The following is a 26035-nucleotide window of genomic DNA, read 5'->3' on the forward strand; positions in this document are numbered from 1 at the left end:
GATTCCGTCACCGGACCCGATGCCTCGATGTTCGTTCTCAGTTTCCTCGCCCGGCGCCTCGCGCAGGGGGCGATCATCATCTTCCTCGTCTCGCTGCTGATCTTCACTCTGTTGCGGGTGATGTCGGGCAACCCCGTGCGCCAGATGGTGGGCGGGATGGCGCCCGATTCCCTGGTGGAGCAGATCGCCACCACGATGGGCCTGCGCGATCCGATCCTCGTGCAGTTCCGCCGCTACGCGGCAGGGGTGGTCCAGGGTGATCTCGGCCGCAGCTTCATGCGCCCGGCCAACGGCGCGGCGACGGGGGGCGCGAACTTCGACGACATGACCCGCGGCGAGCGGGCCGCGGTCGGCGATCTCATCCTCGACACCCTGCCGATGACCCTGCAGCTCGCCGCCCTGGCGCTCGCCATCGCCCTGGTCTTCTCGGCCCTGCTCGGGATCGCGGCGGGCTTGCGCCCCGGCGGGTTCTTCGACCGGCTCGCCTTCGCGGTCTCCTCGGTCTTCATCTCGATCCCGAATTTCTGGCTTGGCATCGTGCTCGCCCTGCTCCTGTCGGTGAAGCTCGGCTGGCTGCCGGCGATCGGCTATGGCGGCTTCGCCTACACGGTGCTGCCGGCCCTGGTGCTCGCCGTCGAGCTGTCGCCGGTGCTGATCCGGACGCTGTCGAGCGCGGTGGCGGCGCAGATGGGCGAGTCTTACGTCGCCGTCGGCCATGTCCGCGGCCTGTCGCGCCCGCGCATCGTCGCCGCGCATGCACTGCGCAACGCCTCGGTGCCGCTCCTCAACCTGCTCGGCGTGCAGTTCTCTTCGCTGCTCGGGGGCGTGATCATCGTCGAATACATCTTCGACTATCCCGGCCTCGGGCTGCTCACGATCAACGCCGTGCTCCAGCGCGACTTCCCGCTGATCCAGGGCATCGCGATCGTCACCAGCGCGATCTTCGTCCTCATCAACATCCTCGTCGATCTCGCGGCGACCACTATCGATCCGAGGCTCGAATATTGATGGATGCGGTGGACTCATCCTTGGCGCTCGTGCCGCCCCGCATCGACGTCACGGCGTCGCGCTCCATCGGCCGGCGCATCCTCGGGCGCGCCGCCCGCTCCGGGGGTTTTCGCGTCGGCTTCGCCGTGCTCGCAGGGCTCGTGCTCGCCGCCGCGCTCTACCCGGAACTGAGCGGCATCGACCCGGCGATGCGCGACATCCGCGCCCGCCTGCTGCCGCCGCTGTTCCTTGGCGACAAGTGGAGCTGGGCCCACCCCCTCGGCACCGACCAGATCGGCCGCGACATGCTGGTGCGCTGCCTCGTGGGCCTGCGCTACTCGCTGCTGATCGGCGTGGCCTCGGTTACGGTGACCGTGGTCATCGGCTGCGCGCTGGGCACGGTCGCCGGCTATTTCGGCGGGCGCACCGACACGGTGATCATGCGGATCACCGACGCCCAGCTCTCGATCCCGATGATCATCCTGGCGATCGCCGTGCTCGGCGCCGACCGCCCGACGATTCCCGCGATCATCCTCGTGCTCGGCCTGTCGAACTGGCCGGTCTATGCCCGCGTCATGCGCTCGGTGGTGATGGCCGAGCGCGGGCGTGAATATGTGCGGGCCGCGCAGGTCTCGGGCGCCACGCATCCGCGCATCATCCTCACGTTGCTCGTGCCGTTGCTGGTGCCGCCGCTGCTCTTCACATCGGTGCTTGATGTCGCGCGGATGATGATCTTCGAATCGACGCTGGGCTTTCTCGGCCTCGGCGTGCAGCCGCCGACGCCGACCTTCGGCAGCATCATCGCGGACGGGCGCAAATACCTGCTCAACGCGTGGTGGATCGCCACCATGCCCGGCGTGTTCCTGTGCCTCACGCTCACCGGCATCAACCTGATCGGCGCCGCGTTCGAGCGCGCCCGCAACGCGATCCACGGGGGCGCCTGATGGACCCGGTGCTCTGCGTCCGCGATCTCTCCGTCGCCCTCACCCTTCCGGGGCGTGAGCGAACCATCCTCGATCGCATCAGCTTCGATGTCGCCCCGCGCGAGATCGTCGGCGTCGTCGGCGCTTCGGGCGCGGGCAAGACGGTGCTGTCGCGGGCCGTGGTCAACTGGATCGCGGCCCCGCTCGCCATCCGCTCCGGAGAGGTGCGCTTCCGCGGAAAAGATCTGCTGGTGCTGCCGCCGCGGGCGATGCGGTCCTTGCGCCGCGACATCGCCTATGTCGGCGCCGACCCGATGGGCGCCCTCGACCCGACCCTGCCGGTCGGGCGCCAGATCGTCGAGAAGCTGCGCGCCGTCATGCCCGAAGTGAGCCGCCGGGAGGCGCGAGAGCGCGTGATCGCCCTGCTCGATGCCGTGCGCATCCCGTCCGCCACCGCGCGCTTCCACGATTACCCCTCGCAATTCTCCGGCGGGATGATGCAGCGCGCGCTCATCGTCGATGCCATGGTCTCGAATCCGGCTTTGCTGGTCGCCGACAACGTGACCCAGCCCCTCGACGTGACCGTGGCCGCCCAGGTGATCCGCCTGATGCGCGAACTCACCGAGCGTTTCGAGACCGCGATCCTGTTCGTCTCCTCCTCGCTGCCCGTGGCCCGCGAGGCGGCGAGCCGCACCCTGGTGATCGATGCGGGGCGTCTGGTCGAGGAGCAGCCGACCGAGGCGCTGATCGCCGCCCCGCGCCACGCCTATACCCGCGATCTCGTCGCGCAGATCCCGGTGATCTGGGGCGAGCGCCCGCGCCTGCCCGCGATGCCGAAGGCCCCCGGCGCGCGGCCCGCGGAGGCCATCATCAGCCTGCGGGACGTGTCGCAGACCTACCGGGTGAAGCGGCGCGGGAGCTTTGCCGGCACGAGCGCGCTGCGGGCCGTCCGCAACGTCACCTTCGACATCGCCAAGGGCGACAGCTTCGCCGTGGTCGGCGAATCCGGCTGCGGCAAGTCCACCCTGATGCGGCTCCTGAGCCGCCTGGAACGCCCGAGTGGCGGCAGCGTGCTGTGCGAGGGCCGCGACATCGCCGGTCTGTCGGGGGCCGAACGCCTGGGCTTCCGCCGCAAGCTGCAACTGGTGTTGCAGGATCCGTTCAACTCGCTGCCGCCGCGCACCGGCATCGGCGCCATGCTGGAAGCGCCCTTACGCATCCATGGCTGGCGCGACCCCAAAACAATCCGCGAGCGGGTGCGCGCGGTGATGGACGATGTGGGCCTGGCGCCAGCGCTCTACGACGACCTGCCGCTCGGGCTCTCGGCCGGGCAGCGCCAGCGGATCAACGTCGCCCGCGCCATGGTGCTGGAGCCTCAGATCCTGCTCATGGACGAGACGCTCTCGGCCCTCGACCAGACCGAGCAGTTCAAGCTGCTGGCGCTCTTCGAGAAACTCCAGCGCGCGCACGGGCTGACCTACATCTACATCAGCCACGACCTCGCGATGGTGCGCAAAGCCTGTAATCGCATCGCGGTGATGTATCTCGGCGAGGTCGTGGAACTCGCCGACAACGAGCGCCTGTTCTTCGATCCCGGCCACCCCTACACCCGCGCCCTGCTCTCGGCGATGCCAGCCCTGGAGGCGCGACGCTACCGGCCGGAGGATTGCCTGATGGAGGGCGAGCCGCCGAGCCCGATCGACCTGCCGCAGGGCTGTGCCTTCCGCTCGCGCTGCCCGCAGGCGTTTGAGGCCTGCGCCACGCATTCCCCGTTCCTCACCGTGCGCGGCGCGCACGACTTCGCCGCCTGCCACCGCGTGCCCGGCGCCGGCGCCGCCCTGCTGGCGGGCGCCGCCTGATGCCGCTCCTTCCCGAGACCTCGATGAGATCCATGCCCGACCTGATGGCCTCAGCCCCCGTGCGGATCGACCCCGCCCGCCTCCAGGCGATGATGGAGGCGGTCTCCGCCTTCGGCGCCGGGCCGGACGGCGCCCTGACCCGCCTGACCCTGTCGCCGGAGGACGGGCAGGCACGCGACTGGCTCGCCGCGTGGTTTTCCGCCCACGGCTTCACCCCGAAAATCGATGCGATCGGCAACCAGTTCGGCGTTCTTGAACTCGCCGGGCCCGGCGCGCCGACGGTGATGGTCGGCTCGCATCTCGACAGCCAGCCCAATGGCGGGCGCTTCGACGGCACCCTCGGCGTGCTCGCCGCCTGCGAAGCCACCCTGTCCGTGCGCGAGGCACTCGAAGCGGCGGGCGTGGCGCCGGCCTGCAACGTCACGGTCGCCAACTGGACCAACGAGGAGGGCGCCCGCTTCCAGCCGAGCCTGCTCGGCAGCAGCGTCTTCACGGGCGCGGCCGGGCTCGATTGGGCGCTGGCCCGCAGCGATGGCGACGGCGTCACCGTCGGCGAGGCCCTGTCGCGGATCGGCTATGCCGGGCGCGACGCCGTGCCGGTGCCGGACGCCTTCATCGAGCTGCATATCGAGGGTGGGCCGATCCTCGAGCGCGAGGGCCTGCGCTTCGGCGCCTTCACCCGCTTCTGGGGCGCCACCAAGTACCGCCTCGCCTTCCTCGGGCGCCAAGCCCATACCGGCCCGACGCCGATGGCCGAGCGGCGCGACGCGCTTCTCGGCGCCGCCTACCTGATCGCCGACCTCAAGGCGATGACGGCCGATTACGGCCTGGACCTGCATACCTCCGTCGGCCGGCTCGAAGTGCGGCCGAACTCGCCCAACACCGTGCCGAGCGAGGCGGTTCTGTTCATCGAGCTGCGCTCCGGCTCGCCCGCGATCTTGGAGGAGGCCGAACTCCGGCTGAAGGCCGCCATCGATCTGGCCGCCGCGCGCGCGGAGGTGGGTCACGCGGTGCGCGCCATCGACCGCCGTGCCGCCGGCCCGATGGCGCCGGGCCTCGTGCAACTCGCCGAGCGCGCGGGTGCCGCCAACGGCACGACGACCCGCCACCTCGACACGATCGGCGGCCACGACGCCGTCAGCCTCAGCGCGGTCTGCCCCGCGGTGGTGCTGGCGGTGCCCTGCCGCGGCGGCGTGATGCACCACCCGACCGAATTCGCGAGCCCGGAGGATCAGGCCTTCGGCACCCAGGTGCTGGCGGACATGCTGATGATCCTCGCCACCGAGGGCATGGCCGCCATCGAAACCGCGGGAGGGCACCGATGAAGGCTCTCGGCACCCCCGCGGACGTCTCGGAGCGTTTGGCCGAGGCCGCCCTGGCGCAGGCCTTTTCCGCGCTGCCGGCGTTGTACGGAAAGGAACCGCATTACGCCCTGGCTGTGCCGGGCCTCGCTTCGCCCTCCTATCACGGGGTCGAATCCACGACCTTTTACGTCGCCGACGCCGAGAGCGTCGCGCCGAGCCTGTTCCTCAAGGTCTCCGAGCCCTGCGCCGCCGCGCTGCTCGACCCCGCCGCCGCCTTCCGCGCGGCGCAAGGAATCGCGGCGCTGGGCCTCGCGCCGGAGCCGCTGCATGTCGCGGCGGAGCAGGGCGCGATCCTGTTCCGCTGCCTCGGCCCGGATTGGCGCCCGGCCACCCTCGACAGGCTTCAGCAGCCCGACAGCATGGCCACGGTGATCGAGGCCTTCCGCCGGATCGGCGCGGGCGAACCCTTCGGCCGGCCCTGGAGCGTGTTCGAGGCGATCCGCACCCTTCGCGTCCTGCTGGGGCCGGGGACCGACGCCCTGCCGCCCGATGCGTGGTTCCTGTTCGATTGGGCCGAGGCGATCGAGGCGGCGCTGGCGGCGGCCGGCACGGATGTCCGCCCGGCCCATGCCGACCCGCACGCCTCCAACCTGCTGTTCGACGCGCGCGGCGCCCTGCAATTCGTCGATTTCGACATGGCCTGCGACACCGACCCCCATTACCAGCTCGGCGCCTTCCTCAACGAGGCCTGCGCCTTCGAGGCGCCGATGCGGGCCGGCATCGAGATGGCGGAAGGCCGCTTCCGGCCGGACGTGTTCAACCGCGCCCGCGCCTATGCCGCCGCCGACGACCTGCACTGGGCCCTGCGGGCACTCGTGATGGACCGGCTCTCGCCGCGCCGCGGGCTCGAATTTCGCAAGTACGCCGCGTGGCGCTTCCTGCGCTGCCGGATGCTCGTCGGCCGGCCGGGCTTCGAGGAAACCCTGAGAGCGCTGTGATGGCCCGCTCGACGACGATCATCCCACGCCTCCGCCCTCATCCTGAGGTGCCGCGAAGCGGCCTCGAAGGAGGCTCCCGTTCCCGCGCGAACCCTGGAGCATCCTTCTAGGCCTCCGCTTTGCTTCGGCACCTCAGGATGAGGACGAGGTTTGGGGCCAGGATCTGATGGGCGCGCGATGGCCTGCGGTCTTGGCTTGCCGACCGAACGCGCTGTGAGGAGACGACCATGATCGCTCTGGGCCATGCCGCCACCGAGGCCGAGCACGCCTTCGAGGCGGCCCTGCGCACCGTCCCGCGCTGGCAGGGGCGCTCCACGCGCTACCGCCCGGTGCTCGGCGGGATCAGCAACGTCAACTGGCGCGTCGAGATCGAAGGCGAGCCGCATCCCTACTTCGTCAAGATGCCGGGCCGCGGCACCGAGCTGTTCATCGACCGCGCCGCCGCCCGCGCCGCCAGCCGGCAGGCGGAGGTGATCGGCTTGGGCCCCCGCACCTTCGACGATCTCGACGCGCACGGCATCGAGATCGCCGAGTTTGTGGATGGGCGCCGCCCCTCGACCAACCGCGATTTCGCCGATCCGGCCCTGCGGGCGGAGGCGATGCGCGTCTACCGCCGCTTCCACGCGGCCCCGCTCCTGCCGCTGACCAAGACCGTGTTCGACATGATCGACGAGCACGACCGGCAGGCGGCCGAACTCGGCGCTCTCCTGCCGCCCGATCAGGCCTGGCTCACCCGCCAGACCCGGCTGGCGCGGACGGCTTTGGAGGCCTCGGGCCTCGACCTCGTGCCCTGCTTCAACGATCCGATGCCGGGCAACTTCCTCATCGGTGAGGACGGCTCGATCCTCCTGATCGACTTCGAATACGCCTCCAACAACGACCGGCTCTACGACATCGCGATCTGGAGCGGGGAGATGTTCTTCTCGGAGAGCGTCGATCGCGAGCTGATCGAGCAGTATTTCGGCCGCTACGACGAAGCGTTGTTCGCGCGCCTGATGGTGCACAAGGCGCTGGCCGACGTGAAATGGTCGACCTGGGCGATGGTGCAGAATCGGATCTCCACCCTCGACTTCGATTTCTATAAATACGGGATCTGGAAGCACATGCGCGCCCGCTCGATCATGAACGACCCGCGCTGGCCGCTCTTCCTGAAGGCGCTCTGAGCGATGCGCGTGTCCGCATCCCTTGCGCCCGAAGAGGCCCTGGCCTTTGCCGCCGAACTGGCCGAGGCCGCGCGCCCGATCGCGCTCGCCTATTTCCGTACCCCGCTCGACATCGTGACGAAGGCTGATGAGAGCCCGGTGACCCTGGCCGACCGCGCCATCGAGGCGCGCCTGCGCGGCCTGATCGAGGCGCGGTTTCCCGATCACGGCATCTTCGGCGAGGAGATGGGGGTGAAGCCCGGAGCGACCCCCGGCGATAGCCCGGTCTGGGTGATCGACCCGATCGACGGCACCAAGAGCTTCGTCACCGGCCTGCCGCTGTTCGGCACCCTGATCGCCTTCCTCGACCGCGGCGTACCGGTCGCCGGGCTGATCGACATGCCGGCCTTGGGCGAGCGTTGGACCGGCCGGCCGGGGCAGGCGCGGTTCGGGGCCGAGCCCGCCCGCACCAGCACCTGCCGGAGCCTGTCCGCCGCGCGCTTTTTCACCACCTCGCCGGAGGGGTTTATCGGCGCCGACGAGGCGTCCTATCGGCGCCTGATCGCGAAGACGGCCCTGCGCCGCTTCGGCGGCGATTGCTACGCCTACGGCCTGCTGGCGAGCGGCCATTGCGACCTGATCGCCGAGACCGGCCTGCAACCCTACGACACCATGGCCCTGGTGCCGGTGATCCGGGCGGCGGGCGGAATCATCACCGACTGGAACGGCGAAGACCTCTCCCTCGCTTCCGACGGGCGGGTGCTCGCGGCGGCGACGCCTGAACTGCATGCCGAGGCTTTGGCGATTCTGCGGGCGTAGGGTGACGGATTCGTCTCTCGCGAAACGCCCGCTGCGCCACCGTGCCCGCAGGGGAAGCGATCGGGATCGGGCGTTTGCGAGACACGCCGAAACCACTGGTTTCCACCGCGTCGCGGTTTGCCAAGGGGATGTCGCTGATATGGAAGCGACGCGGACCTTGCCGAACAATAATTCTCTAAAGCCAGATACGGCTCGGGAGGTCCCCATGCTCGATGTGACGCCGACCCCGCTTCAGCGCCTGCTGCGCGAGCGTCGCCCCGGCTACACCCTTGCGGCTCCGTTCTACCTCAGCCCCGAGGTGTTCGAGGCTGACATGGAGATCATCTTCGGCCGCCACTGGATCTATGTCGGCGTCGAGCCCGACGTGCCGGAGGCCGGCGACGTCATGGTCGTCGATATCGGCAAGACCTCGGTCGCGATCGTGCGTGACGACGACAACGAGATCCGCGCCTTCCACAATGTCTGCCGCCACCGCGGCGCCCGGCTCGTCCATGACGAGAAGTCCACGGTCGGCAACCTCGTCTGCCGCTACCATTCCTGGACCTACGACCTCACCGGCAACCTGATCCATGCCGAGCATATGGGCCCGGACTTCAAGAAGGGCTGCCACGGCCTGAAGCCGGTCCATGTCCGCTCGCTTGCCGGGCTGCTCTTCATCTGCCTCGCCGACGAGCCCCCGGCCGATTTCGACGAGATGGCCACCCGTCTCGCTCCCTATATCGAGCCGCACAACGTGCGCGACACCAAGGTCGCCTTCCAGAAGGACATCATCGAGCCCGGCAACTGGAAGCTCACGATGGAGAACAACCGCGAGTGCTACCATTGCGGGGCCAACCATCCCGAGCTGACCGTGCCGCTCTTCGCCTACGGCTTCGGCTTCGCGCCGGAGGAGATGGACGAGCACGACCGCGCCAATGCCGAGCGCTACGGCTGCCTGCTCAACACCCGCCACGGCGAGTGGGAGGCGGAGGGCCTGCCGTCGAAGGAGATCGACGAGCTCGACACCATGATCACGGGCTTCCGCACCGAGCGGCTCCCGCTCGACGGTGAGGGCGAGTCCCACACCCTCGACACCAAGGCCGCCTGCAAGAAGCTGCTCGGCAACCTCACCAGCGCCAAGGCCGGGGGCCTCTCGGTCTGGACGCAGCCGAATTCCTGGCACCACTTCCTCGGCGACCACATCGTCACCTTCTCGGTGCTGCCGCTCGATGCCGAGCGCTCGCTGCTGCGCACCAAGTGGCTCGTCCACAAGGATGCGGTCGAGGGCGTCGATTACGATCTCGCCAACCTCACCGGCGTCTGGGAAGCCACGAACGATCAGGACAGCGAACTCGTCGGCATCTGCCAGCAGGGTGTCGCGAGCCCGGCCTACGAGCCCGGCCCCTACTCGCCGCATACCGAGATGCTCGTCGAGAAGTTCTGCAACTGGTATGTCGGCCGCATGGCCGAGCATCTGGGGCGCTGACCATGACGTTGGCCCCCGCCTCGGTCGAGCCGGCCGCCACGCGGCTGGCGGCCTCCGCGCCCTGGGATGCGGAGGCCGACGACGCCCTGGTCTGCCTCGCGGTGCGCGACGAGACGCACGACGTGAAGACCTTCGTGCTCGCCCCGAGAGAACCCCGGCGCTTCGCCTACGCGCCGGGCCAGTTCCTGACCTTCTCCTTCGAGGTCGGCGGTGAGACCATCCACCGCTGCTACACCATCTCCTCGGCGCCGACGCGGCCGCACGCGGTGTCGTTCACCGTCAAACGCGTGCCCGGCGGTCCGGTCTCGAACTGGCTGCACGACAACCTCAAGCCCGGCGACACCGTGCGGGCGCTGGGGCCGATGGGTGAGTTCTCCTGCTTCACCCATCCGGGCAAGAAGTACCTGCTCCTGTCCGGCGGCAGCGGCGTCACGCCGATGATGTCGATGGCGCGCACCTTCCACGATCTCGGCGAAGCCCGCGACGTGGCCTTCGTCCACTCCGCCCGCTCGCCCGCCGACATCGTGTTCCGGGGCGAGCTGGAGACGATCGCCCGGCTCGATCCCGCCTTCCGCTTCCACGCGGTCTGCGAGACCGACGCCCCCAACGAGACCTGGGCGGGTCCGAAGGGCCGGTTGTCGCTCGACATCCTGCGCGAGGCGGTGCCGGACTTCCTCGAGCGCGAAGTCTTCGTCTGCGGCCCCAAGCCCTACATGGACGCGGTGCGGGCCATGCTGAAGGATGCCGGCTTCGACATGGCCCGGCATCATCAGGAGAGCTTCGACTTCGGCGAGTTGCCGGAGGCCGACCAGGAGGCTGCGGCGGAGGCGGCCAAGGACCTCGACGCCGAGGCCGCGCCCGCGGCGGGCGTGCGCACCTTCCGGGTGGAGTTCGCCAAGACCCGCCGCGTGCTCGAATGCCCGGAGAACGAGACGGTGCTCGACGCCGCCCGCAAGGCCGGCATCCGCCTGCCCTCCTCCTGCGCCAAGGGCCTGTGCGGCACCTGCAAGTCGAAGCTCACCTCCGGCACCGTTGCCATGACCCATGCCGGCGGCATCCGTCAGCGCGAGATCGATGCCGGCATGGCGCTGCTGTGCTGCTCGAAGCCGACCAGCGACCTCGTCGTCGAACGCTGAAGATCGACCGGTCGCCGCGGCGGCCGGTATCCCGCGCGTCCCAAGCTTTCCCCCATCGCCTTCGGGAGTCGTCCCGTGATCGCCAATGCCGACGCGCTGCTGAAGCCGCTCACCATCAAGGGCCTCACCATCCGTAACCGGGTGATGTCCACGAGCCATGCCCCCGGCTACGGGAAGGACGGCAAGCCGCAAGAGCGCTACCAGCTCTACCACGCCGAGAAGGCCAAGGGCGGCATCGGGCTCACCATGTTCGGCGGCTCCTCGTCGGTCGCCGTCGACAGCCCCGCCGCGCCCTGGAACCAGATCTCGGTCGCCGACGATTCGGTGATCCCGTTCTTTCGCCAGTTCTCCGACCGGGTGCACGAGCACGGCGGCAAGCTGATGATTCAGCTCACCCATATGGGCCGGCGCACCAAGTGGGACACCGAGCACTGGCTCCCCACCGTCGCGCCCTCCCCCCGGCGTGAGCCCGCCTCCCGCACGATCCCGAAGGAGATCGAGGAGGAGGACATCGCCCGCATCGTGAAGAGCTTCGCCCAGGCCGCGCGCCGCTGCCGCGAGGGCGGGCTCGACGGCTGCGAGGTCTCGGCCGCCCACGGCCACCTGATCGACCAGTTCTGGTCGCCCTCCGTCAACCAGCGCACCGACAAGTACGGCGGCAGCCTGGAGAACCGGATGCGCTTCGGCATCGAGGTGCTGGAGGCGATGCGCGCGGAAGCCGGCGACGATTACGTCATCGGCATCCGCATGTCCGGCGACGAGATGATCGCCGACGGCCTCTCCCAGGAGGACTGCCTGACGATTGCGGCCGAGTACGCCAAGCGCGGGCTCGTGGACTTCCTCAACATCCTCGGCGGGCAGGCGCGCGACCACATCGCCCACGCGATCTCGCTGCCGAACATGTCCTTCCCGGTGGCGCCGTTCCTGTTCCTGCCGAGCGCGATCAAGCGCGAGGTCGATGTGCCGGTGTTCCACGCCCAGCGCGTCACCGATCTCGCCACCGCGGCCCGCGCGGTCGCGGAAGGCCATGTCGACATGGTGGCGATGACGCGCGCCCACATCGCCGACCCGCATCTCGTGAAGAAGCTCTCCGAGGGCCGGGCCGACGACATCCGCCAATGCGTCGGCGCGGGCTACTGCATCGACCGGATCTATGTCGGCGGCGACGCGCTCTGCATCCAGAACGCCGCCACCGGCCGTGAGGCGACGATGCCGCACGAGATCCGCAAGGCGGATGTGCGCCGCCGTATCGTGGTGGTCGGCGCCGGCCCCGGCGGGCTCGAGGCGGCCCGCGTCTGCGCCGAGCGCGGCCATTCGGTCGTCCTGTTCGAGAAGAGCGGGCAGGCCGGCGGCCAGATCGGCATTGCGGCGAAAGCCGGCTGGCGTGAGGCGATGTCCGGCATCACCCGCTGGCTCGTCGCCCAGGTGACCAGGCTCGGCGTCGATCTGCGCCTCAACACCGAGGCGACCGACGAGGCGATCCGCGCCGAGAAGCCCGACGTGGTGATCGTCGCGACCGGCGGCACGCCGTTCCGCGGCCACGCCAAGGGCGCCGAGCAATACGCGGTGACCACCACCGAGGTGCTGACCGGCGCGGTCGAGCCCACCGGCTCGGTCCTGCTCTACGACGAGATGGGCCAGCACAACGCCTCGTCGGTGGCCGAGCAACTGGCCAAGCGCGGCTGCCTCGTCGAGATCGCCACCCACGACCGCATGGTCGCGGAAGAGGTCGGCACCACCAATCAGCCGATCCATCTGCGCGAATTGTACAAGCTCGGCGTGGTGATGACGCCGAACATGGAGCTGATCGAGATCTATCCCGAGGGCAACCGCTTCGTGGCGGCACTTCGCAACACCATGACCGACGCCGAGGAGGAGCGCCTCGTCGACCGCATCGTGGTGGATCACGGCACCCTGCCCGTGGACGGGCTCTACCGCTCGCTCAAGAGCACGTCGGTCAATCACGGCCAGACCGACCACGACGCGCTCCTGCGCGGCGAGCCGCAGCCCTACGACCTGTCGAAGGGCTACGCGCTCTACCGCATCGGCGACGCGGTTTCGGGCCGCAACATCCACGCGGCGATCTACGACGCCCTGCGGCTGTGCAAGGATCTCTGATCGGGTCTTCCCCTCTCCCCGCCCGAAGTCGGGTCGACCCGACTTCGGGCACGGCTTGCCGATCCCAGGCAGGCCTGGGATCGGTCGGGGAAAGGCCTGTCCGCACCCTGTCGTGCAGACAGGAAGCGCAGGCGAAGCCGAAGCGGCGGTGAGGGGGCGGCTCAGGAGGAGCCTCCTCCGGCCAAACCCTCTCACCCTCGGCTGCCGCCTCCCTGCCTGCGGGGCGAGGGGATGCGTGGTCCTCGTCAGCCGAGAGCGCATTTCGACGAAGCGGATGCCGGTTCGTCGAAAGAAAGCGCGCCAAAACAAGGCTCTAAGAGACGTGATCCGACCCAGCTTGGTCGGGCACGGCTCTCGTCCGGAACTGTCGCCAAGCCCGTAGGCCCACCGTCATGACCAGCTTCATGCCCCTGACCACGGTGTTTCCCGGCCTCGTCTGGCTGATGGCGGCGCTCGCCCTCGTTCAGGGCCTGCGCCGCGCCGCCCTCTGGCGCGTCGGCGCCCCTGCCTCCGTGGCGTGGCTCGACGGCCTCGCTAAGCTGCCCCGGCGCTACCTCGTCGATGTCCACCACGTCGTGGCGCGCGATGCCTACGCCTCGCGCATGCATGCGGTCGTGGCCGGCGGCCTGCTCGCCTCTTCGATCCTGACCGCGTTGGCGATCCTGCCGCCGCTGGCCGATTTCCGGCCCTACTGGTTCCTCGTGGCGCTCGCCTTCGGGGTCACGGCGGTCGGCTCCCTGCTCGTCGGCGCCCGGCGCTACCCGGTCAAGCAGAAGCGCCTCTCCGCCGGCCACTTCCAGATCCTGCCCTTCCTGCTCCTCGCCTACGCAATCGGCGGCACGATCACCGCGCTGCTGCTCGCCTTCGGCGCCGGCGGCGGCGTGTTCGGCTCCGTTGCCCTGGCGCTTGCGGCGGCCGGCGGGCTCGGCCTCGCCTACGAGGTGCGCCACGGCCCGATGCGCCACGCGGCGGCCGGCGCGCTCCACCTCGTCGCCCATCCCCGGCCCGGCCGGTTCGAGGGCCGCCCCGACACCGCGCTCCAGCCGCTCGACCTTAACGCGCCCCGGCTCGGCTCGGAAATGCCGGCCGACTTCACCTGGAACCGGCTCCTGTCCTACGACGCCTGCGTGAGCTGCGGGCGCTGCGAGATCGCCTGCCCGGCCTTCGCCGCCGGCCAGCCGCTGAACCCGAAGAAGCTGATTCAGGATCTCGTCGCCGGCCTTTCCCCCACCGAGCCGGCTTACGCCGGCAACCCCTATCCCGGCGGCCGGGCGGCGGAGGGCGAGCGCGGGGCTCTGGCCCGGCTGATCGGGCCGGATGCGCGCATCCACCCCGACACTTTGTGGTCCTGCACCACCTGCCGCGCCTGCGTCGAGGAATGCCCGATGATGATCGAGCATGTCGATGCCGTGGTCTCCCTGCGGCGGTACGAGACGCTGGAGCGCGGGGCGCTGCCCGAGAAGGCCGTGGTCCCGGTGACGGAGCTGCGCCAGTCCGGCGATCCCGGCGGGCGCCCGCTGGCCTCGCGCACCGATTTCGCCGCCGGGCTCGACCTGCCCCGCATCGCAGACCGTGAGACGGTCGATGTCCTGCTCTGGCTCGGCGAGGGCGCCTACGACCTGCGCTACGGCCGCTCGCTGCGGGCGCTGGTGCGGCTGCTGCGCGAGGCCGGAGTCGATTTCGCGGTGCTGGGCGCGGAGGAGCGCGACACCGGCGACCTCGCCCGCCGGCTCGGCGACGAGGCGACCTTCCAGGCGCTGGCGCGGGAGAACATCGCGACGCTGGCCAAATACCGCTTCACGCGGATCGTCACCGCCGACCCGCACGCGCTGCATGCGCTGCGCAACGAGTACCCGGCCTTCGGCGGCCACTACACCGTGACCCACCACACCGCCCTGCTGCTGGAGTTGATCCGGGCGGGCAAGCTCAAGCCGGGCCGTCTGCCGGACCTCTCGGTGACCTATCACGACCCCTGCTACCTCGCCCGCTACAACGGAGAGACCGAGGCGCCCCGCGCCGTGCTCGACGCGATCGGCGTGACCCGCAGCGAGATGACCCGTTCCGGGCGCCGGGCGATGTGCTGCGGCGGTGGCGGCGGCGCGCCGGTGAGCGACGTGCCGGGCGAGCGCCGCATCCCCGACATCCGCATGGCCCAGGCCGCCGAGACGGGTGCGGGCATCGTCGCCGTCGCCTGCCCCTCCTGCACGGCGATGCTGGAGGGTGTGACCGACCGTAAGGCGGAGATCCGCGACGTGGCCGAGCTCCTGCTCCAGGCGGTGGAGGCCGGCCGATGAGCCGCCTGCGCCGCGATCCGCGGGCCGAGCGGGCGGCCCATTGCCTCGCCGGCGAGGGCCCGCGCCCCCGCTACGACCGCACCCGGCGTGCCTCCGGTTCCGGCCGCCCCCGCCGCGATCCGCGGGCCGAGCGCGAGGCCCAGCGCATCGGCGGGGCTGCGCGGCTGCGCTACGATCTCAGCCAGATCAGCCGCCCCGTCGGGGAAGCCGTCACCGCCGCACCGCGCGCCGCGCCCGTGGCAGAGGCGCCCAAGACCATCATCGTCGAGAGCCCCGCCTTCCTCGTCGCGGTGGTGCCGGACGCCCCCGGCGGCCGCCTCTCGGGCCATGACCGGCAGGTGATCGGCGCCGCAAGGGCGCTCGCCGGGCGCGAGGGCGCCGTCGCGGTCATCGTGGAGGGCGACTGCGAGGGGCTGGGTGCAGCCGGCGCCGACCGGATGCTCCGGCTCGACGGCGCGGAGGGCTACGATCCGGCGGCTCGGGCGGCCCGCATCGAGGCCGTGCTCGCGTCGCTCGGGGCGCGCCACGTCCTGTTCCCGGAATCGCTCGATGGCGGTGATCTCGCCCGCCGGGTGGCGGTGGGTCTGAACGAGCCGCTCTTCACCAATGCCGAGGTGGTGGCCGCCAAGGGGCTCGTCCGCCCGGCCAAAGGCCGCCGGGTCGAGCAGAGCCTCGCCCCGCCTCGCCTCGCCACCGTCGCGCCGGACGCGGTCGCCGATTATGCCGGCGCTCTGCGGGAGGCGCGTGCCCTGCCCTTCGAGGGTTCGGCGCCGGCGGTTGCCACAAGCATCGTCTCGGCGACGCGCATCCCGGCCGACCCGGCGACCGTGCCGCTTTCGCTGGCCGAATTCGTCGTCTCGGCCGGCAACGGCCTTTCCGATCTCGACACCTTCCGCCAGGTGGTGGCGGCCCTTCACGCGACACCCGGCGCCAGCCGCGTGCTGTGCGATTCCGGGCTGATGCCGCGCCACACCCAGGTCGGCGCCTCGGGCACGGTGCTGGCGGCGACCTGCTACTTCGCGCTCGGTATCTCGGGGGCGCCGCAGCACCTCCAGGGCGTCGCCGGCTGCGAGCATGTGGTGGCGGTCAACACCGATCTCCACGCGGCGATGATCGAGCGGGCGGGCCTCGCCGTGGTGATGGACGCGCAGGCCGTGATGCCGGCCCTGCTGCGGCTGCTCGCGGAAGAGGCCGCCGGTCAGGGGAAGGCGTCATGAGAATCGCGGTCCTTCTCTCCGCCGGGCTCCATCCGGTCTCCGGCGCGCCCGTGCTGCCCCGGCTCGAGGCGCAGGCGATCCGCATGGCCGCCGGGCTCGGCCAGAGCGCCGAGATCGTCGGCCTGCATGCCGGGCCGGACGCCGCCGCCCTCGCCGAGGCCCTCGGTCAGGGCTTGCCCCGCATCGAGCACATCGCGGTCGCAGCCGGCGACGACCCCGTGCCCGCCCTCGCCGCGCGGCTCGCCGCGATCACCCCCGACCTGATCCTGGCCGGGCGGCGCAGTCAGGGCGGCGACGAGAGCGGCCTCGTGCCCTACGCGCTGGCCCGCGCCCTCGCGATTCCGCTGGTGTCCGATGTGGTCGCGGCGGCGCTCGACGCGGAGGGCGCCTTGCGCCTCGACCAGAGCCTCGGGCGCGGCGCCCTGCGCCGGGTGGTGGTGCGGGGGCCGGTCATCGTCACCTGCCACCCGGACGCCCCCGCCCCCCTCGCCTATGCCTATGGCCGGGCCCGCCGCGGGCGCGTCGAGACGCTGGCCGTCGCGCCGGCCGCGCTTCCGGTTTCGGCCCTGGCGGTGGAGGAGCGGCCCTATCGCCGCCGGCCCAAGATCGTGAAGGGTGCGCCCGCGGGCGGCTCGGCGGCGGAACGGCTGAAGGCGGCCACCGGCGAGGGCGGCGCGGCCTCGAGCGGACGGCTCCTGATCGAGCCTGATCCCGAGGACGCCGCCCGCGAGATCCTGGCCTATCTCCGGCAGATCGGCGTGCTCGCCCCGCCGGCGGAACCGAAGACTTAGAGTCGTATCCGACCTGACTGCATCAAGTCGGATACGACTCTAGATCATCGTCCTGGATATCGGATCCAGGACGATGCTCCAGCCTCTTGTTCTTGCATCATCTTTTTCCGAAAGCCGGCAACCACCTTTCGGGACGATGCTCTAGATCGTTGTTTTGACGCGCATTCTTTCGACGAACCGTGTCCACTTCGTCGGAATGCGCTCTGGGAGAGACGAAACGATGCCCCTGAGCCCGGACGACCTGCTGACGCGGCTGCGCGAGCGCGGCATCGCCTACAAGCTCTACGAGCACGAAGCCGTCTTCACCGTCGAGGCGATGATGGCGGTCTGCGGCGACATCGCCGGCGCTCACACCAAGAACCTGTTCCTGCGCGACGGGAAGAAGACCTACTTCCTCCTCACGCTCCAGCACGACGCCCAGGTCGATCTGAAGGCGTTCCGCGCCGTGCTCGGCGCACGCGGCGGCCTGTCCTTCGCGAGCCCCGATGCCTTGCGCGAACAGCTCGGGGTCGAGAGCGGGGCCGTCTCGCCGCTGGCGGCGCTCAATGCGGCGCCGGGCAGCGTGCGGGTGTTCATTCAGGACAGCCTGCTGGAGGAGACGCGGGTCAACATCCACCCGCTCGTCAGCACCCGCACCCTCTCGCTCGTCCCGGCCGATCTGGTCGAGGCTTTGCGGGCCGAGGGGCACGAGCCGACGCCGCTGACCCTGCCGGAGAGCGCAGCGGCCTGAAGGCCCCCAGGGTCAAAACCCAATCAGATTGACCGTGGGAATATCTGCTGAGGGTGGGAAGATGACCGTCCGTCTTGAGGAGACGACTTGCTGAAAGCTGCCTTTCTTCCGTGATAAGGTAAGGGATGGCCATGACCGTTGCGCGCTGCCTCTCCAAAGATGAGTTCCTTGCCTGCTTTGCCGATCCCATGCGGGATGTGACAGCGATAGCGGAACAGGTCCTAGACATCTGGCCATACGTCGACTCGGTGGTGCTCCCGATGGGCGAGGTGACAGAGGTACACGATGTCGCCTACGTTTACCGGGATGGACGAGGCCGGTTCGACCAAGTCTTGGTTGGAACCGATGCTTCCGAAGTGTTCCTCGTCGTTGTCATCGACTTGGAAACGCGTGCCATTCACGGGCACCGATGGCTCGATCTTCAAGCGGAATACGGGACCTCGGGCACGTAAGGACAAAGACGGATCGTAGCGAAAGGCCGATCGGTGCAATGGCGGCTTACGGGACGCGGTGAGGGTCAACCAAACGTCTTAGAAGGCTCGAAAGCGGCACCTCATATGGTCAAGCTGATTGGGTTTTGAACCCAAGCCTGACGGTCGTGGTCTACCGAACCCGCCGGGGGATGCGGCCGCGGGCCGGGGGCGGATCGTGCGGTCCGCCGCCTCTCGGTTCGCTTCAAAAAAACGGCGAATGGATCTCAGGCCCAATCCGGCTGATCCCCTCGGGATGGCGGATTGGGCCTGAGATCCATTCGCATGGGCGCGAGGGGTACGGCTTCAGGCGACGCGCGGGCGGGCTGAAACGGGACCCGCTTCGGTCAAGCGCAGGCCGGATCAGGCGCCCTGAAACGTGCCCTGGAGGGTGATGGGGAAGGCAAGGGTCGCGAAGAACGGCGCGACGGTCCGCCCCTTGCCGGGGACCGGCTTGGCGTCGGTCCGCAGCTCCGAAAGGCCGTCACGGGTCAGGCCGATATCGGCCAGCGCCTCGTCACTCAATTCCCTGAGCATCTCTTCTTCGGCCCAAGCGCGGTAACGGGCGCGAACACTTTCGAAAACCTTGCTGAACATCGAATGAGCCTCGATCGCGCCGTCCTTGGTCAAGACGAAGACGGCCCGCGTTGAAAGTCATATGAGGCTTCTCCCCCTCGTGGAGGAGCGCAGATGCTTGGGATCAGCTCTGCTTGATGCGCATGCATTGCGCAAGAAACGCCCTCTTTTAGCAGTTTGCTCACCTCTTATGCATGGAGGGCGCTCGGTTGATCGGCCGCAAGCCGGCACCGCGACATGAAAAACCCCTCTCCCGAGGTTCGGAAGAGGGGTTGCGGGATCGGTGACGGCGGGCTGATCGGAGGGAACCCGACGCGCTCCGATCGGTCGCTTCGTGGGGCCGTCGATCTCAGCAGGCGGCGACGTTGACGGCCAGCCCGCCGAGCGAGGTTTCCTTGTACTTGGCCTGCATGTCGTGGCCGGTCTGGCGCATGGTCTCGATCACCTCGTCGAGGCTCACCCGGTGCTGGCCGTCGCCGCGCAGCGACAGCGAGGCCGCCACCACCGCCTTGTTGGCGCCGAAGGCGTTGCGCTCGATGCAGGGCACCTGGACGAGGCCGGCGATCGGGTCGCAGGTCATGCCGAGATGGTGCTCCATGGCGATCTCGGCGGCGTTCTCGATCTGGAAGGCCGAGCCGCCGAGCGCCGCCGTGAGGCCCGCCGCCGCCATCGCCGCGGCCGAGCCGACCTCGCCCTGGCAACCGACCTCCGCCCCCGAGATCGAGGCGCGGGCCTTGATCAGCCCGCCGATGGCGGCGGCGGTGAGCAGGAACTCGCGCCCGCGCTCGTCGCTCCAATCGGGGCAGAAGTCGCGGGTGTAGCGCAGCACCGCCGGGACGATGCCGGCCGCGCCGTTGGTCGGCGCCGTCACCACCCGGCCGCCCGAGGCGTTCTCTTCGTTGACCGCCAGCGCGTAGAGGCTGATCCAGTCCATGATCTCGTGGGCCGGGCGGCTGTTGGAGAGCTTGGTCGCCTCCAGGGACTCGTAGAGCCGCTTGGCGCGCCGCCGCACCCGCAGGCCGCCGGGCAATTCGCCGTCCATGCGCAGGCCGCGCTCGATGCAGGCGAACATCGCGTCGCGGATCGCGTCGAGGCCGCTATCGATCTCCTCGCGCGTGCGCAGGGTCAGCTCGTTGGCGAGCTGGATCTGCGGAACCGTGAGGCCGGTGCGCAGGGTGAGGTCGAGGAGTTCGCGCCCGCTGCCGAAGGCCAGCGGCGGTTCCTGCCCTGTCTCCCCGACCGAGGCGGCTTCCGCCTCCGCGGCGGTGACGACGAAGCCGCCGCCGACCGAGTAGAAGATCTGGTCCTCGATCAGCGCATCCCCGGCATCGTAGGCGCGAAAGCGCATGCCGTTGGTGTGCAGCGGCAGGATGTCCTTGAAGTTGAAGACGAGGTCGCGCTCGGCGTCGAAATGGACGCCCGGAATGCCGAGATCGCCGGTGCGGCGCAGTTCGTCGGAAAGCGGCGCGGTTTGGTCGGGGTCGATGGTGGAGGGCGCGTGGCCGAGCAGCCCGAGCAGGATCGCCACGTCGGTGCCGTGGCCGCGGCCGGTCCAGGCGAGCGAGCCGTAGATCTCGGCGCTGATCCGGGCGACGCCGCCGCGGGCGAGCAGGGTCTCGCGGAACCGGCGCCCGGCGATCATCGGGCCGACGGTATGGGAACTCGACGGACCGATCCCGATCTTGAACAGATCGAAGGTGCTGATCATCGGATCCGTTGCTCTCTCTCAGGCGCTTCTCCCCGAACCTGTCGGATCGGGGAGAAGCGCGTCACGACAGGGTGTTAGTGGGCGGCCGGTCCCTCGACCCCGAAGACGGCCTCATTGAGGAGACCATGGACGTAGGTCGAGAACGAGCGCCAGCACTCGACGCGGTAGAGCGGTGCGGCACTCGCGCGGATCAGCACGATCTCGGACTTGCCGAGCAGGGTGCGGGTGGCGCTGCCCGGCGGGAAGGCGGTCTCGGACAGATCCAGCGGGCAGCCGGCATTGAGCACCGCCGCGGCCTGCCGGCCGGACACGTCGATGCCGACATTGCGGTGGGAGACATCGACCAGGGAATGGGGCACCCCGGCAAGCGCGTCGTGGAAGCGGCCCTGCAGCAGGTCGGCATCGGCCTCGGGGCCGCCGATGAGCCACTCGTCGGGCCCGAGGCGGGCGAGCCAGACCTCGCCGTCGGTGCCGACCGTGTTGATCGGCGCGTCGAGCGCGAGCCCGGCGAGCTTCGGCGCGGCGCCCTTGGCGAGCCGTGCCCGCAGGGAGAAGCGCGCCTCGGCGCCGGCGGGCCGGACCGATACGCCCGAACCGGTGGGGGCCGAGCGGGTCTGAGCGCCGAGCGGCAGGGCGCGGGCGGCGCGGTAGCGGGTCTCAAGCATTGATGCGCTCCCCCTGGACGTCGAAGAAGACCGGTTCGCAGACGGTGACACGGGTGAAGCCGTCCGGCGTGGTGACGAAGAGCTGGCCGTTCATCCGCTCGCGTCCGCCCTCGACCAGGGCCAGCGCGATGGAGCGTCCGCAATTCGCGCTCCAGTAGCTCGACGTGACGTGGCCGAGCATGCGCATCGGGATCGGCTGGTTGGTGTCGGCGACGATCTGCGCGCCCTCGTCGAGGACGAGTTTGGGATCGTCGGTCATGAGGCCGACGAGCTGCTTGCGGCCGGTGGCGACCACGTCGGGGCGCGCCAGCGAGCGCTTTCCGACGAAGTCCTTCTTGGCCTTCGGGATCATCCCGGCCATGCCGACATCGTCCGGGGTCACCGTGCCGTCGGTCTCCTGGCCGACGATGATGTAGCCCTTCTCGGCGCGCAGCACGTGCATCGTCTCGGTGCCGTAGGGCGTGATGCCGTGGGCCTGGCCCGATTCGAACACCGCTTCCCAGACCGCGCGGGCGTGGTCGGCGGGCACGTTGATCTCGAAGCCGAGTTCACCGGTGAACGACACCCGGAACAGCCGGGTCGGCACGCCGCAGATCGTTCCCGTGCGCATCGCCATGTGCGGGAAGGCTTCCGGCGACAGGTCGATGCCGTCCACCAGCGGGGCGATCACGGCGCGGGCCTTCGGGCCCTGGAGCGCGATCACCGCCCATTGCTCGGTGGTCGAGGTCAGGAACACTTCGAGCTCCGGCCACTCGGTCTGGAGGTAATCCTCCATGTGGCCGAGCACGCGGGCCGCGCCGCCGGTCGTGGTGGTGACGTGGAAGCACTCGTCCGAGACACGGGCGACGACGCCGTCGTCGAGGATGTAGCCGTCCTCCTTCAGCATCAGCCCGTAGCGGCAGCGACCCGGCGCGAGCTTGGTCCAGGGGTTGATGTAGAGGCGATTCATGAACTCGGCGGCATCGCGGCCGACGATCTCGATCTTGCCCAGCGTCGAGGCGTCGAAGATGCCGACACCCTCGCGCACCGCCTTGCACTCGCGGGCGACCGCGGCGTGCAGATCCTCGCCGTTCTTCGGGAAGTACCAAGCGCGACGCCACAGGGCGACGTTCTCGAACAGGGCGCCGTGGGCCTCCGCCCATTCATGGATCGGCGTGGTGCGGATCGGGTCGAACAGGGCGTGGCGGGCGGGGCCCACCAGCGCGCCGAAGGTCACCGGCGTATAGGGCGGCCGGAAGGTCGTGGTGCCGACGGCGGGCAGCGCCTTGTCGAGCTGCCCGGCGACGATGCCGAGCGCGTTCATGTTCGAGGTCTTGCCCTGGTCGGTCGCCATGCCCGTCGTGGTGTAGCGCTTGACGTGCTCGATCGACTGGAAGCCCTCGCGAACGGCGAGCTTGATGTCCTTGGCGGTGACATCGTTCTGGTAATCGACGAAGGCGCGGACCTTGGTCGGGTTCGCGTCGGTCGGCATGATCCGCACCGGCTGGAAGCCGGTGAAGGTCGCCGTCGCCGTGAAGTCTTGCCGTGCGTCGGAACCCGCGGCGGCAGCGCCCGCGGCAAAGCCGTCCGCGAGGCAGGCGGCGAGGTCGTAGGTGCCGCGGGCGGCACCCGCCGAGCGCTCGGCCTGGGCCGAGATGCTCGGCACGAAGGCATCGATGCTCTCGTCGTAGCGGAGCTTGCCGCGGGACTGCGAGAACAGGTGGACGGCGGGCGTCCAGCCGCCGGACATGCCGACGCAGTCGCAGGGGAGAATGCGACGGCCGCCGCACCGGCCGTCGCTCCCGACAGGCGCCACGATGAGACCCGTGACGCGCTTTCGGCCCTTCGATCCGACCACGGTGTGGCCGGTCAACACATCGGCCCCGGCCGCGCGCAACTGCGCCAGCTCCGGACCGCAATCCGCTTCCAGGCGCAGATCGACGAGGGTGACGTCGAGGCCCGCATCGCGCGCATCGATCGCGGCCTGGTAGGCGGAGGCGCCGCTCGTGGCGAAGACGAGCTTGCGGCCCGGCGCGACGCCGTAGCGGTTGATGAAGACCCGCACGCTCTCGGCGAGCAGGATGCCCGGCCGGTCGTTGTCGGCGAAGACGAGGGGACGCTCGTGGGAACCGCCGGCGAGCACCACCTCGCCCGCCCGCACCTGCCACAGACGCTCGCGCGGCCCCGGCGTGGCGGAGGACGGCAGATGGTCGCTGACGCGCTCGGTCATCGCCACATGGTTGTGGTTGTAATAGCCGAAGGCGGTGGTGCGGGGCAGCAGGATCACGTTTTCCCGGCCGTCGAGGTCCGCCAGCGTCTCGGCGAGCCAGGTCGCGGCGGGGCGTCCGTCGATCTGCGCGGTCGTGTCGTGCAGGAGCGAGCCGCCGGGCTCGGGGCCCTCGTCGGCCAGGATCACCCGCTTGCCGGTGCGCGCCGCGGCGAGCGCGGCGGCGAGACCCGCCGGGCCGGCGCCGACGATGAGCACGTCGCAATGGGCGTGGCGGTTGGCGTAGCGGTCGGGATCGGCCTCGGTCGGGGCCTTGCCGAGACCCGCGGCGGCGCGGATGAACGGCTCATAGACCCGGTCCCAGAACTTCCGGGGCCACATGAAGGTCTTGTAGTAGAAGCCCGCCACGAAGACCGGCGAGAGCAGGTCGTTGACGGCGCCGACGTCGAAGTCGAGCGACGGCCAGTGGTTCTGCGAGGTCGTGCGCAGGCCGGAGCGGGCCTCGACCACGGAGGCGCGGTTGTTGGGGTCGATCCGGCCCGGGCCGCGATCGACCGAGAGCAGCGCGCTCGGCTCGTCGGGGCCGTGGCTCAGGATGCCGCGGGGGCGGTGATACTTGAACGAGCGTCCGACGAGGTGGATGCCGTTGGCCAGCAGCGCCGAGGCGACGGTGTCGCCGGCATATCCGTGGACCGGCTTTCCGTTGAACTCGAAGACGATGGGGCGGGTGCGGTCGACGCGTCCGCCGCGGGACAATCTGAACGGCTGTGCCATCTCACGCCCTCGTCTCGCTCTGGGTGGCCGAATTGGGTCCGAGAATCGTTCCCGGTTTCACGCCGGATTTCGGCTGCTCGCCGATCGGATAGGTCTCGACGAAGCGATCGCTGATCGTGTCGCGCAGGGCGTTGAACCAGCGTCCGCAGCCGTGGATGTGGCACCAGCGCTCGGCATGCACGCCCTTGGGGTTGGCGCGCACGAACAGGTGCTCGCTCCAGCCGCCGTCATCGACGGCCATGGGGTCGGCGGGGCGGGCGATATGGGCTTGGCCGCCGCACCGGAATTCGGTCTCGGGCCGTTTGCCGCAATTGGGACAGGCGATCAGCAGCATGGTTCGAGCTCCCGACGGATGCGGATCAGTGCGCGACGGCCGCGGCGGCGGCTTCGTCGATGAGGCGCCCGGTGCGGAACCGGTCGAGGGTGAAGGGCGCGTTGATCGCGTGCGGCGTGCCGGTCGCGAGCGTATGGGCGAAGACGTGGCCCGAGCCCGGCGTCGCCTTGAAGCCGCCGGTGCCCCAGCCGCAATTGACGAACAGGTTCGGCACCGGGGTCTTGCCGATGATCGGCGAACGGTCCGGGGTCACGTCGACGATGCCGCCCCAGGAGCGCAGCATCCGCATCCGGGTGAATTGCGGGAATAGCTCGCAGATCGCATCCAGCGTGTGGGTGGTGATGTGGAGGCCACCCTGCTGGCTGTAGGAGGTGTACTGGTCGGTGCCGGCGCCGATCACCAGCTCGCCCTTGTCGGATTGCGACAGGTAGGCGTGGACCGCGTTCGACATCACCACGCAGGGGAAGCACGGCTTGACCGGCTCGGAGACGAGCGCCTGGAGCGGGTAGCTCTCCAGCGGCATCGACACGCCGGCCATCGACATCAGTGTCGAGGTGTGGCCGGCGGCGACCACGCCGATCCGGCCGGCGCCGATGAAGCCGCGGGTGGTCTCGACGCCCACCGCCGCACCGGAGGCGTCGCGGCGGATGCCGGTGACCTCACAATTCTGGATGATGTCGACGCCGCGGTTGTCGGCGCCGCGGGCGTAGCCCCAGGCCACCGCATCGTGGCGGGCGGTGCCGGCCCGGCGCTGGAGCGCGCCGCCGAGCACCGGGTAGCGCAGGCTTCCCGAGATATCGAGCGGCGGGCAGAATTCCTTGCACTCTTCCTTCGAGAGCCACTCGTTGTCGATGCCGTTGAGACGGTTGGAATAGACGTGGCGCTTGAAGCTCTGAACGTCGTGGATGTTGTGCGCGAGCATCAACACGCCGCGCTGGGAGAACATGATGTTGTAGTTCAGCTCCTGGCTGAGCCCCTCCCAGAGCTTGAGCGCGTGCTCGTACATCGCCGCGCTCTCGTCGTAGAGGTAGTTGGAGCGGATGATCGTGGTGTTGCGGCCGGTATTGCCGCCGCCGATCCAGCCCTTCTCCAGCACCGCCACGTTGGTGATGCCGTGCACGGTGGCGAGATAATAGGCAGTCGCCAGCCCATGTCCGCCGCCGCCGACGATGACGACGTCGTAGCGGGGCTTGGGCTCGGGGGCACGCCATTGGCGGCCCCAGCCCGTATGGCCCCGCATGGATTCGGAGAGTAGCGACGTGAGGGAGAAGCGGCGCATCGGTCGACCTCGCGGTGTTGACGGATCATGGTCCGCGCGCCGCGGCGGGGCTTGATCGACGGCGACCGCGAGTTTGGGATTCCCGACTTCGATCGATTTCCCGGCATTTCCCGCCCAAATGCCGCCGGGCGGCCGCAACAGGCCCAGTTCGGCGCTCTGTTTCGCGCCTCTGCTTGACTGACAAACCGGACGGCTTGTCCGATCACGCGGCCGTGAGCCGAGGGGCGAACAAGAATTATT

Annotated in this window: 21 protein-coding genes; 15 read left to right on the forward strand and 6 right to left on the reverse strand. The window is 69.8% G+C overall.

Features of this window, described 5'->3' with window-relative positions; genetic code table 11:
• Positions 1–27 precede the first annotated feature (27 nt).
• The 15 genes from ASF53_RS18265 (at position 28) to ASF53_RS18335 (ending at position 18235) form a co-directional block, all read left to right on the forward strand.
• Complete coding sequence (locus tag ASF53_RS18265) at positions 28–1008, forward strand: ABC transporter permease (protein ID WP_056201662.1); 981 nt, start codon at positions 28–30, stop codon at positions 1006–1008.
• The gene (locus ASF53_RS18270) at positions 1008–1931 is read left to right on the forward strand and encodes an ABC transporter permease (protein ID WP_056201664.1); all 924 of its coding nucleotides are present in this window, start codon (positions 1008–1010) and stop codon (positions 1929–1931) included. The genes ASF53_RS18265 and ASF53_RS18270 overlap by 1 nt, the downstream gene beginning before the upstream one ends.
• Positions 1931–3769, forward strand: coding sequence for a dipeptide ABC transporter ATP-binding protein (locus ASF53_RS18275; RefSeq protein WP_056201667.1), 1839 nt, complete (start codon positions 1931–1933; stop codon positions 3767–3769). The genes ASF53_RS18270 and ASF53_RS18275 overlap by 1 nt, the downstream gene beginning before the upstream one ends.
• Positions 3770–3801: 32 nt before the next feature.
• Positions 3802–5094 (forward strand): Zn-dependent hydrolase, encoded by a 1293-nt coding sequence (locus ASF53_RS18280; RefSeq protein ID WP_056201670.1) that lies wholly within the window; start codon positions 3802–3804, stop codon positions 5092–5094.
• Positions 5091–6071 carry a phosphotransferase gene (locus ASF53_RS18285; protein WP_056201675.1) on the forward strand — a complete coding sequence of 327 codons (981 nt, stop codon included), beginning with the start codon at positions 5091–5093 and terminating at the stop codon, positions 6069–6071. The genes ASF53_RS18280 and ASF53_RS18285 overlap by 4 nt, the downstream gene beginning before the upstream one ends.
• A gap of 227 nt (positions 6072–6298) precedes the next feature.
• Entirely contained in the window at positions 6299–7234 is a 936-nt protein-coding gene (locus ASF53_RS18290; protein WP_056201677.1) for a phosphotransferase, read from the forward strand.
• Between the two features lie 3 nt (positions 7235–7237).
• Positions 7238–8032 carry an inositol monophosphatase family protein gene (locus ASF53_RS18295; protein WP_056201679.1) on the forward strand — a complete coding sequence of 265 codons (795 nt, stop codon included), beginning with the start codon at positions 7238–7240 and terminating at the stop codon, positions 8030–8032.
• A 205-nt stretch (positions 8033–8237) separates the two neighbouring features.
• Positions 8238–9497, forward strand: a complete 1260-nt coding sequence (locus ASF53_RS18300; RefSeq protein ID WP_056201683.1) for an aromatic ring-hydroxylating oxygenase subunit alpha — start codon at positions 8238–8240, stop codon at positions 9495–9497.
• Between the two features lie 8 nt (positions 9498–9505).
• Complete coding sequence (locus tag ASF53_RS18305) at positions 9506–10633, forward strand: FAD-binding oxidoreductase (RefSeq protein ID WP_056202039.1); 1128 nt, start codon at positions 9506–9508, stop codon at positions 10631–10633.
• Between the two features lie 75 nt (positions 10634–10708).
• Positions 10709–12751: an NADH:flavin oxidoreductase gene (locus ASF53_RS18310; protein WP_056201686.1), complete on the forward strand. Its 2043-nt coding sequence runs from the start codon at positions 10709–10711 to the stop codon at positions 12749–12751.
• Between the two features lie 392 nt (positions 12752–13143).
• Positions 13144–15045: a DUF3483 domain-containing protein gene (locus ASF53_RS18315; RefSeq protein WP_056201688.1), complete on the forward strand. Its 1902-nt coding sequence runs from the start codon at positions 13144–13146 to the stop codon at positions 15043–15045.
• Positions 15042–16262 carry an electron transfer flavoprotein subunit alpha/FixB family protein gene (locus ASF53_RS18320; RefSeq protein ID WP_056201691.1) on the forward strand — a complete coding sequence of 407 codons (1221 nt, stop codon included), beginning with the start codon at positions 15042–15044 and terminating at the stop codon, positions 16260–16262. Before ASF53_RS18315 ends, ASF53_RS18320 begins: the two co-directional genes overlap by 4 nt.
• Complete coding sequence (locus tag ASF53_RS18325) at positions 16259–17053, forward strand: adenine nucleotide alpha hydrolase family protein (RefSeq protein ID WP_056201694.1); 795 nt, start codon at positions 16259–16261, stop codon at positions 17051–17053. Before ASF53_RS18320 ends, ASF53_RS18325 begins: the two co-directional genes overlap by 4 nt.
• Before the next feature lie 220 nt (positions 17054–17273).
• Positions 17274–17783 carry a prolyl-tRNA synthetase associated domain-containing protein gene (locus ASF53_RS18330; protein WP_056201699.1) on the forward strand — a complete coding sequence of 170 codons (510 nt, stop codon included), beginning with the start codon at positions 17274–17276 and terminating at the stop codon, positions 17781–17783.
• Between the two features lie 125 nt (positions 17784–17908).
• A complete protein-coding gene (locus tag ASF53_RS18335; RefSeq protein WP_056201702.1) occupies positions 17909–18235 on the forward strand; it encodes a hypothetical protein in 327 nt (108 codons plus the stop codon).
• Positions 18236–18616: 381 nt separating this feature from the next.
• On the opposite strand, the gene ASF53_RS18340 is transcribed toward ASF53_RS18335, so the two are convergent.
• From ASF53_RS18340 to ASF53_RS18365, 6 genes are all read right to left on the reverse strand, one after another.
• Complete coding sequence (locus tag ASF53_RS18340) at positions 18617–18883, reverse strand: DUF1127 domain-containing protein (protein WP_286134520.1); 267 nt, start codon at positions 18881–18883, stop codon at positions 18617–18619.
• 295 nt (positions 18884–19178) lie between these two features.
• Complete coding sequence (locus ASF53_RS18345; protein ID WP_056201706.1) at positions 19179–20537, reverse strand: L-serine ammonia-lyase; 1359 nt, start codon at positions 20535–20537, stop codon at positions 19179–19181.
• 74 nt (positions 20538–20611) lie between these two features.
• Positions 20612–21202 (reverse strand): sarcosine oxidase subunit gamma, encoded by a 591-nt coding sequence (locus tag ASF53_RS18350; RefSeq protein ID WP_056201710.1) that lies wholly within the window; start codon positions 21200–21202, stop codon positions 20612–20614.
• Positions 21195–24182 (reverse strand): sarcosine oxidase subunit alpha family protein, encoded by a 2988-nt coding sequence (locus ASF53_RS18355; protein WP_056201714.1) that lies wholly within the window; start codon positions 24180–24182, stop codon positions 21195–21197. Before ASF53_RS18355 ends, ASF53_RS18350 begins: the two co-directional genes overlap by 8 nt.
• 1 nt (position 24183) lies before the next feature.
• Entirely contained in the window at positions 24184–24516 is a 333-nt protein-coding gene (locus ASF53_RS18360) for a sarcosine oxidase subunit delta (RefSeq protein WP_056201719.1), read from the reverse strand.
• A 25-nt stretch (positions 24517–24541) separates the two neighbouring features.
• The gene (locus tag ASF53_RS18365; RefSeq protein WP_056201721.1) at positions 24542–25795 is read right to left on the reverse strand and encodes a sarcosine oxidase subunit beta family protein; all 1254 of its coding nucleotides are present in this window, start codon (positions 25793–25795) and stop codon (positions 24542–24544) included.
• Between the last annotated feature and the right edge of the window lie 240 nt (positions 25796–26035).

The sequence above is a fragment of the Methylobacterium sp. Leaf123 genome (genome assembly GCF_001423405.1).
Classification (GTDB): domain Bacteria; phylum Pseudomonadota; class Alphaproteobacteria; order Rhizobiales; family Beijerinckiaceae; genus Methylobacterium.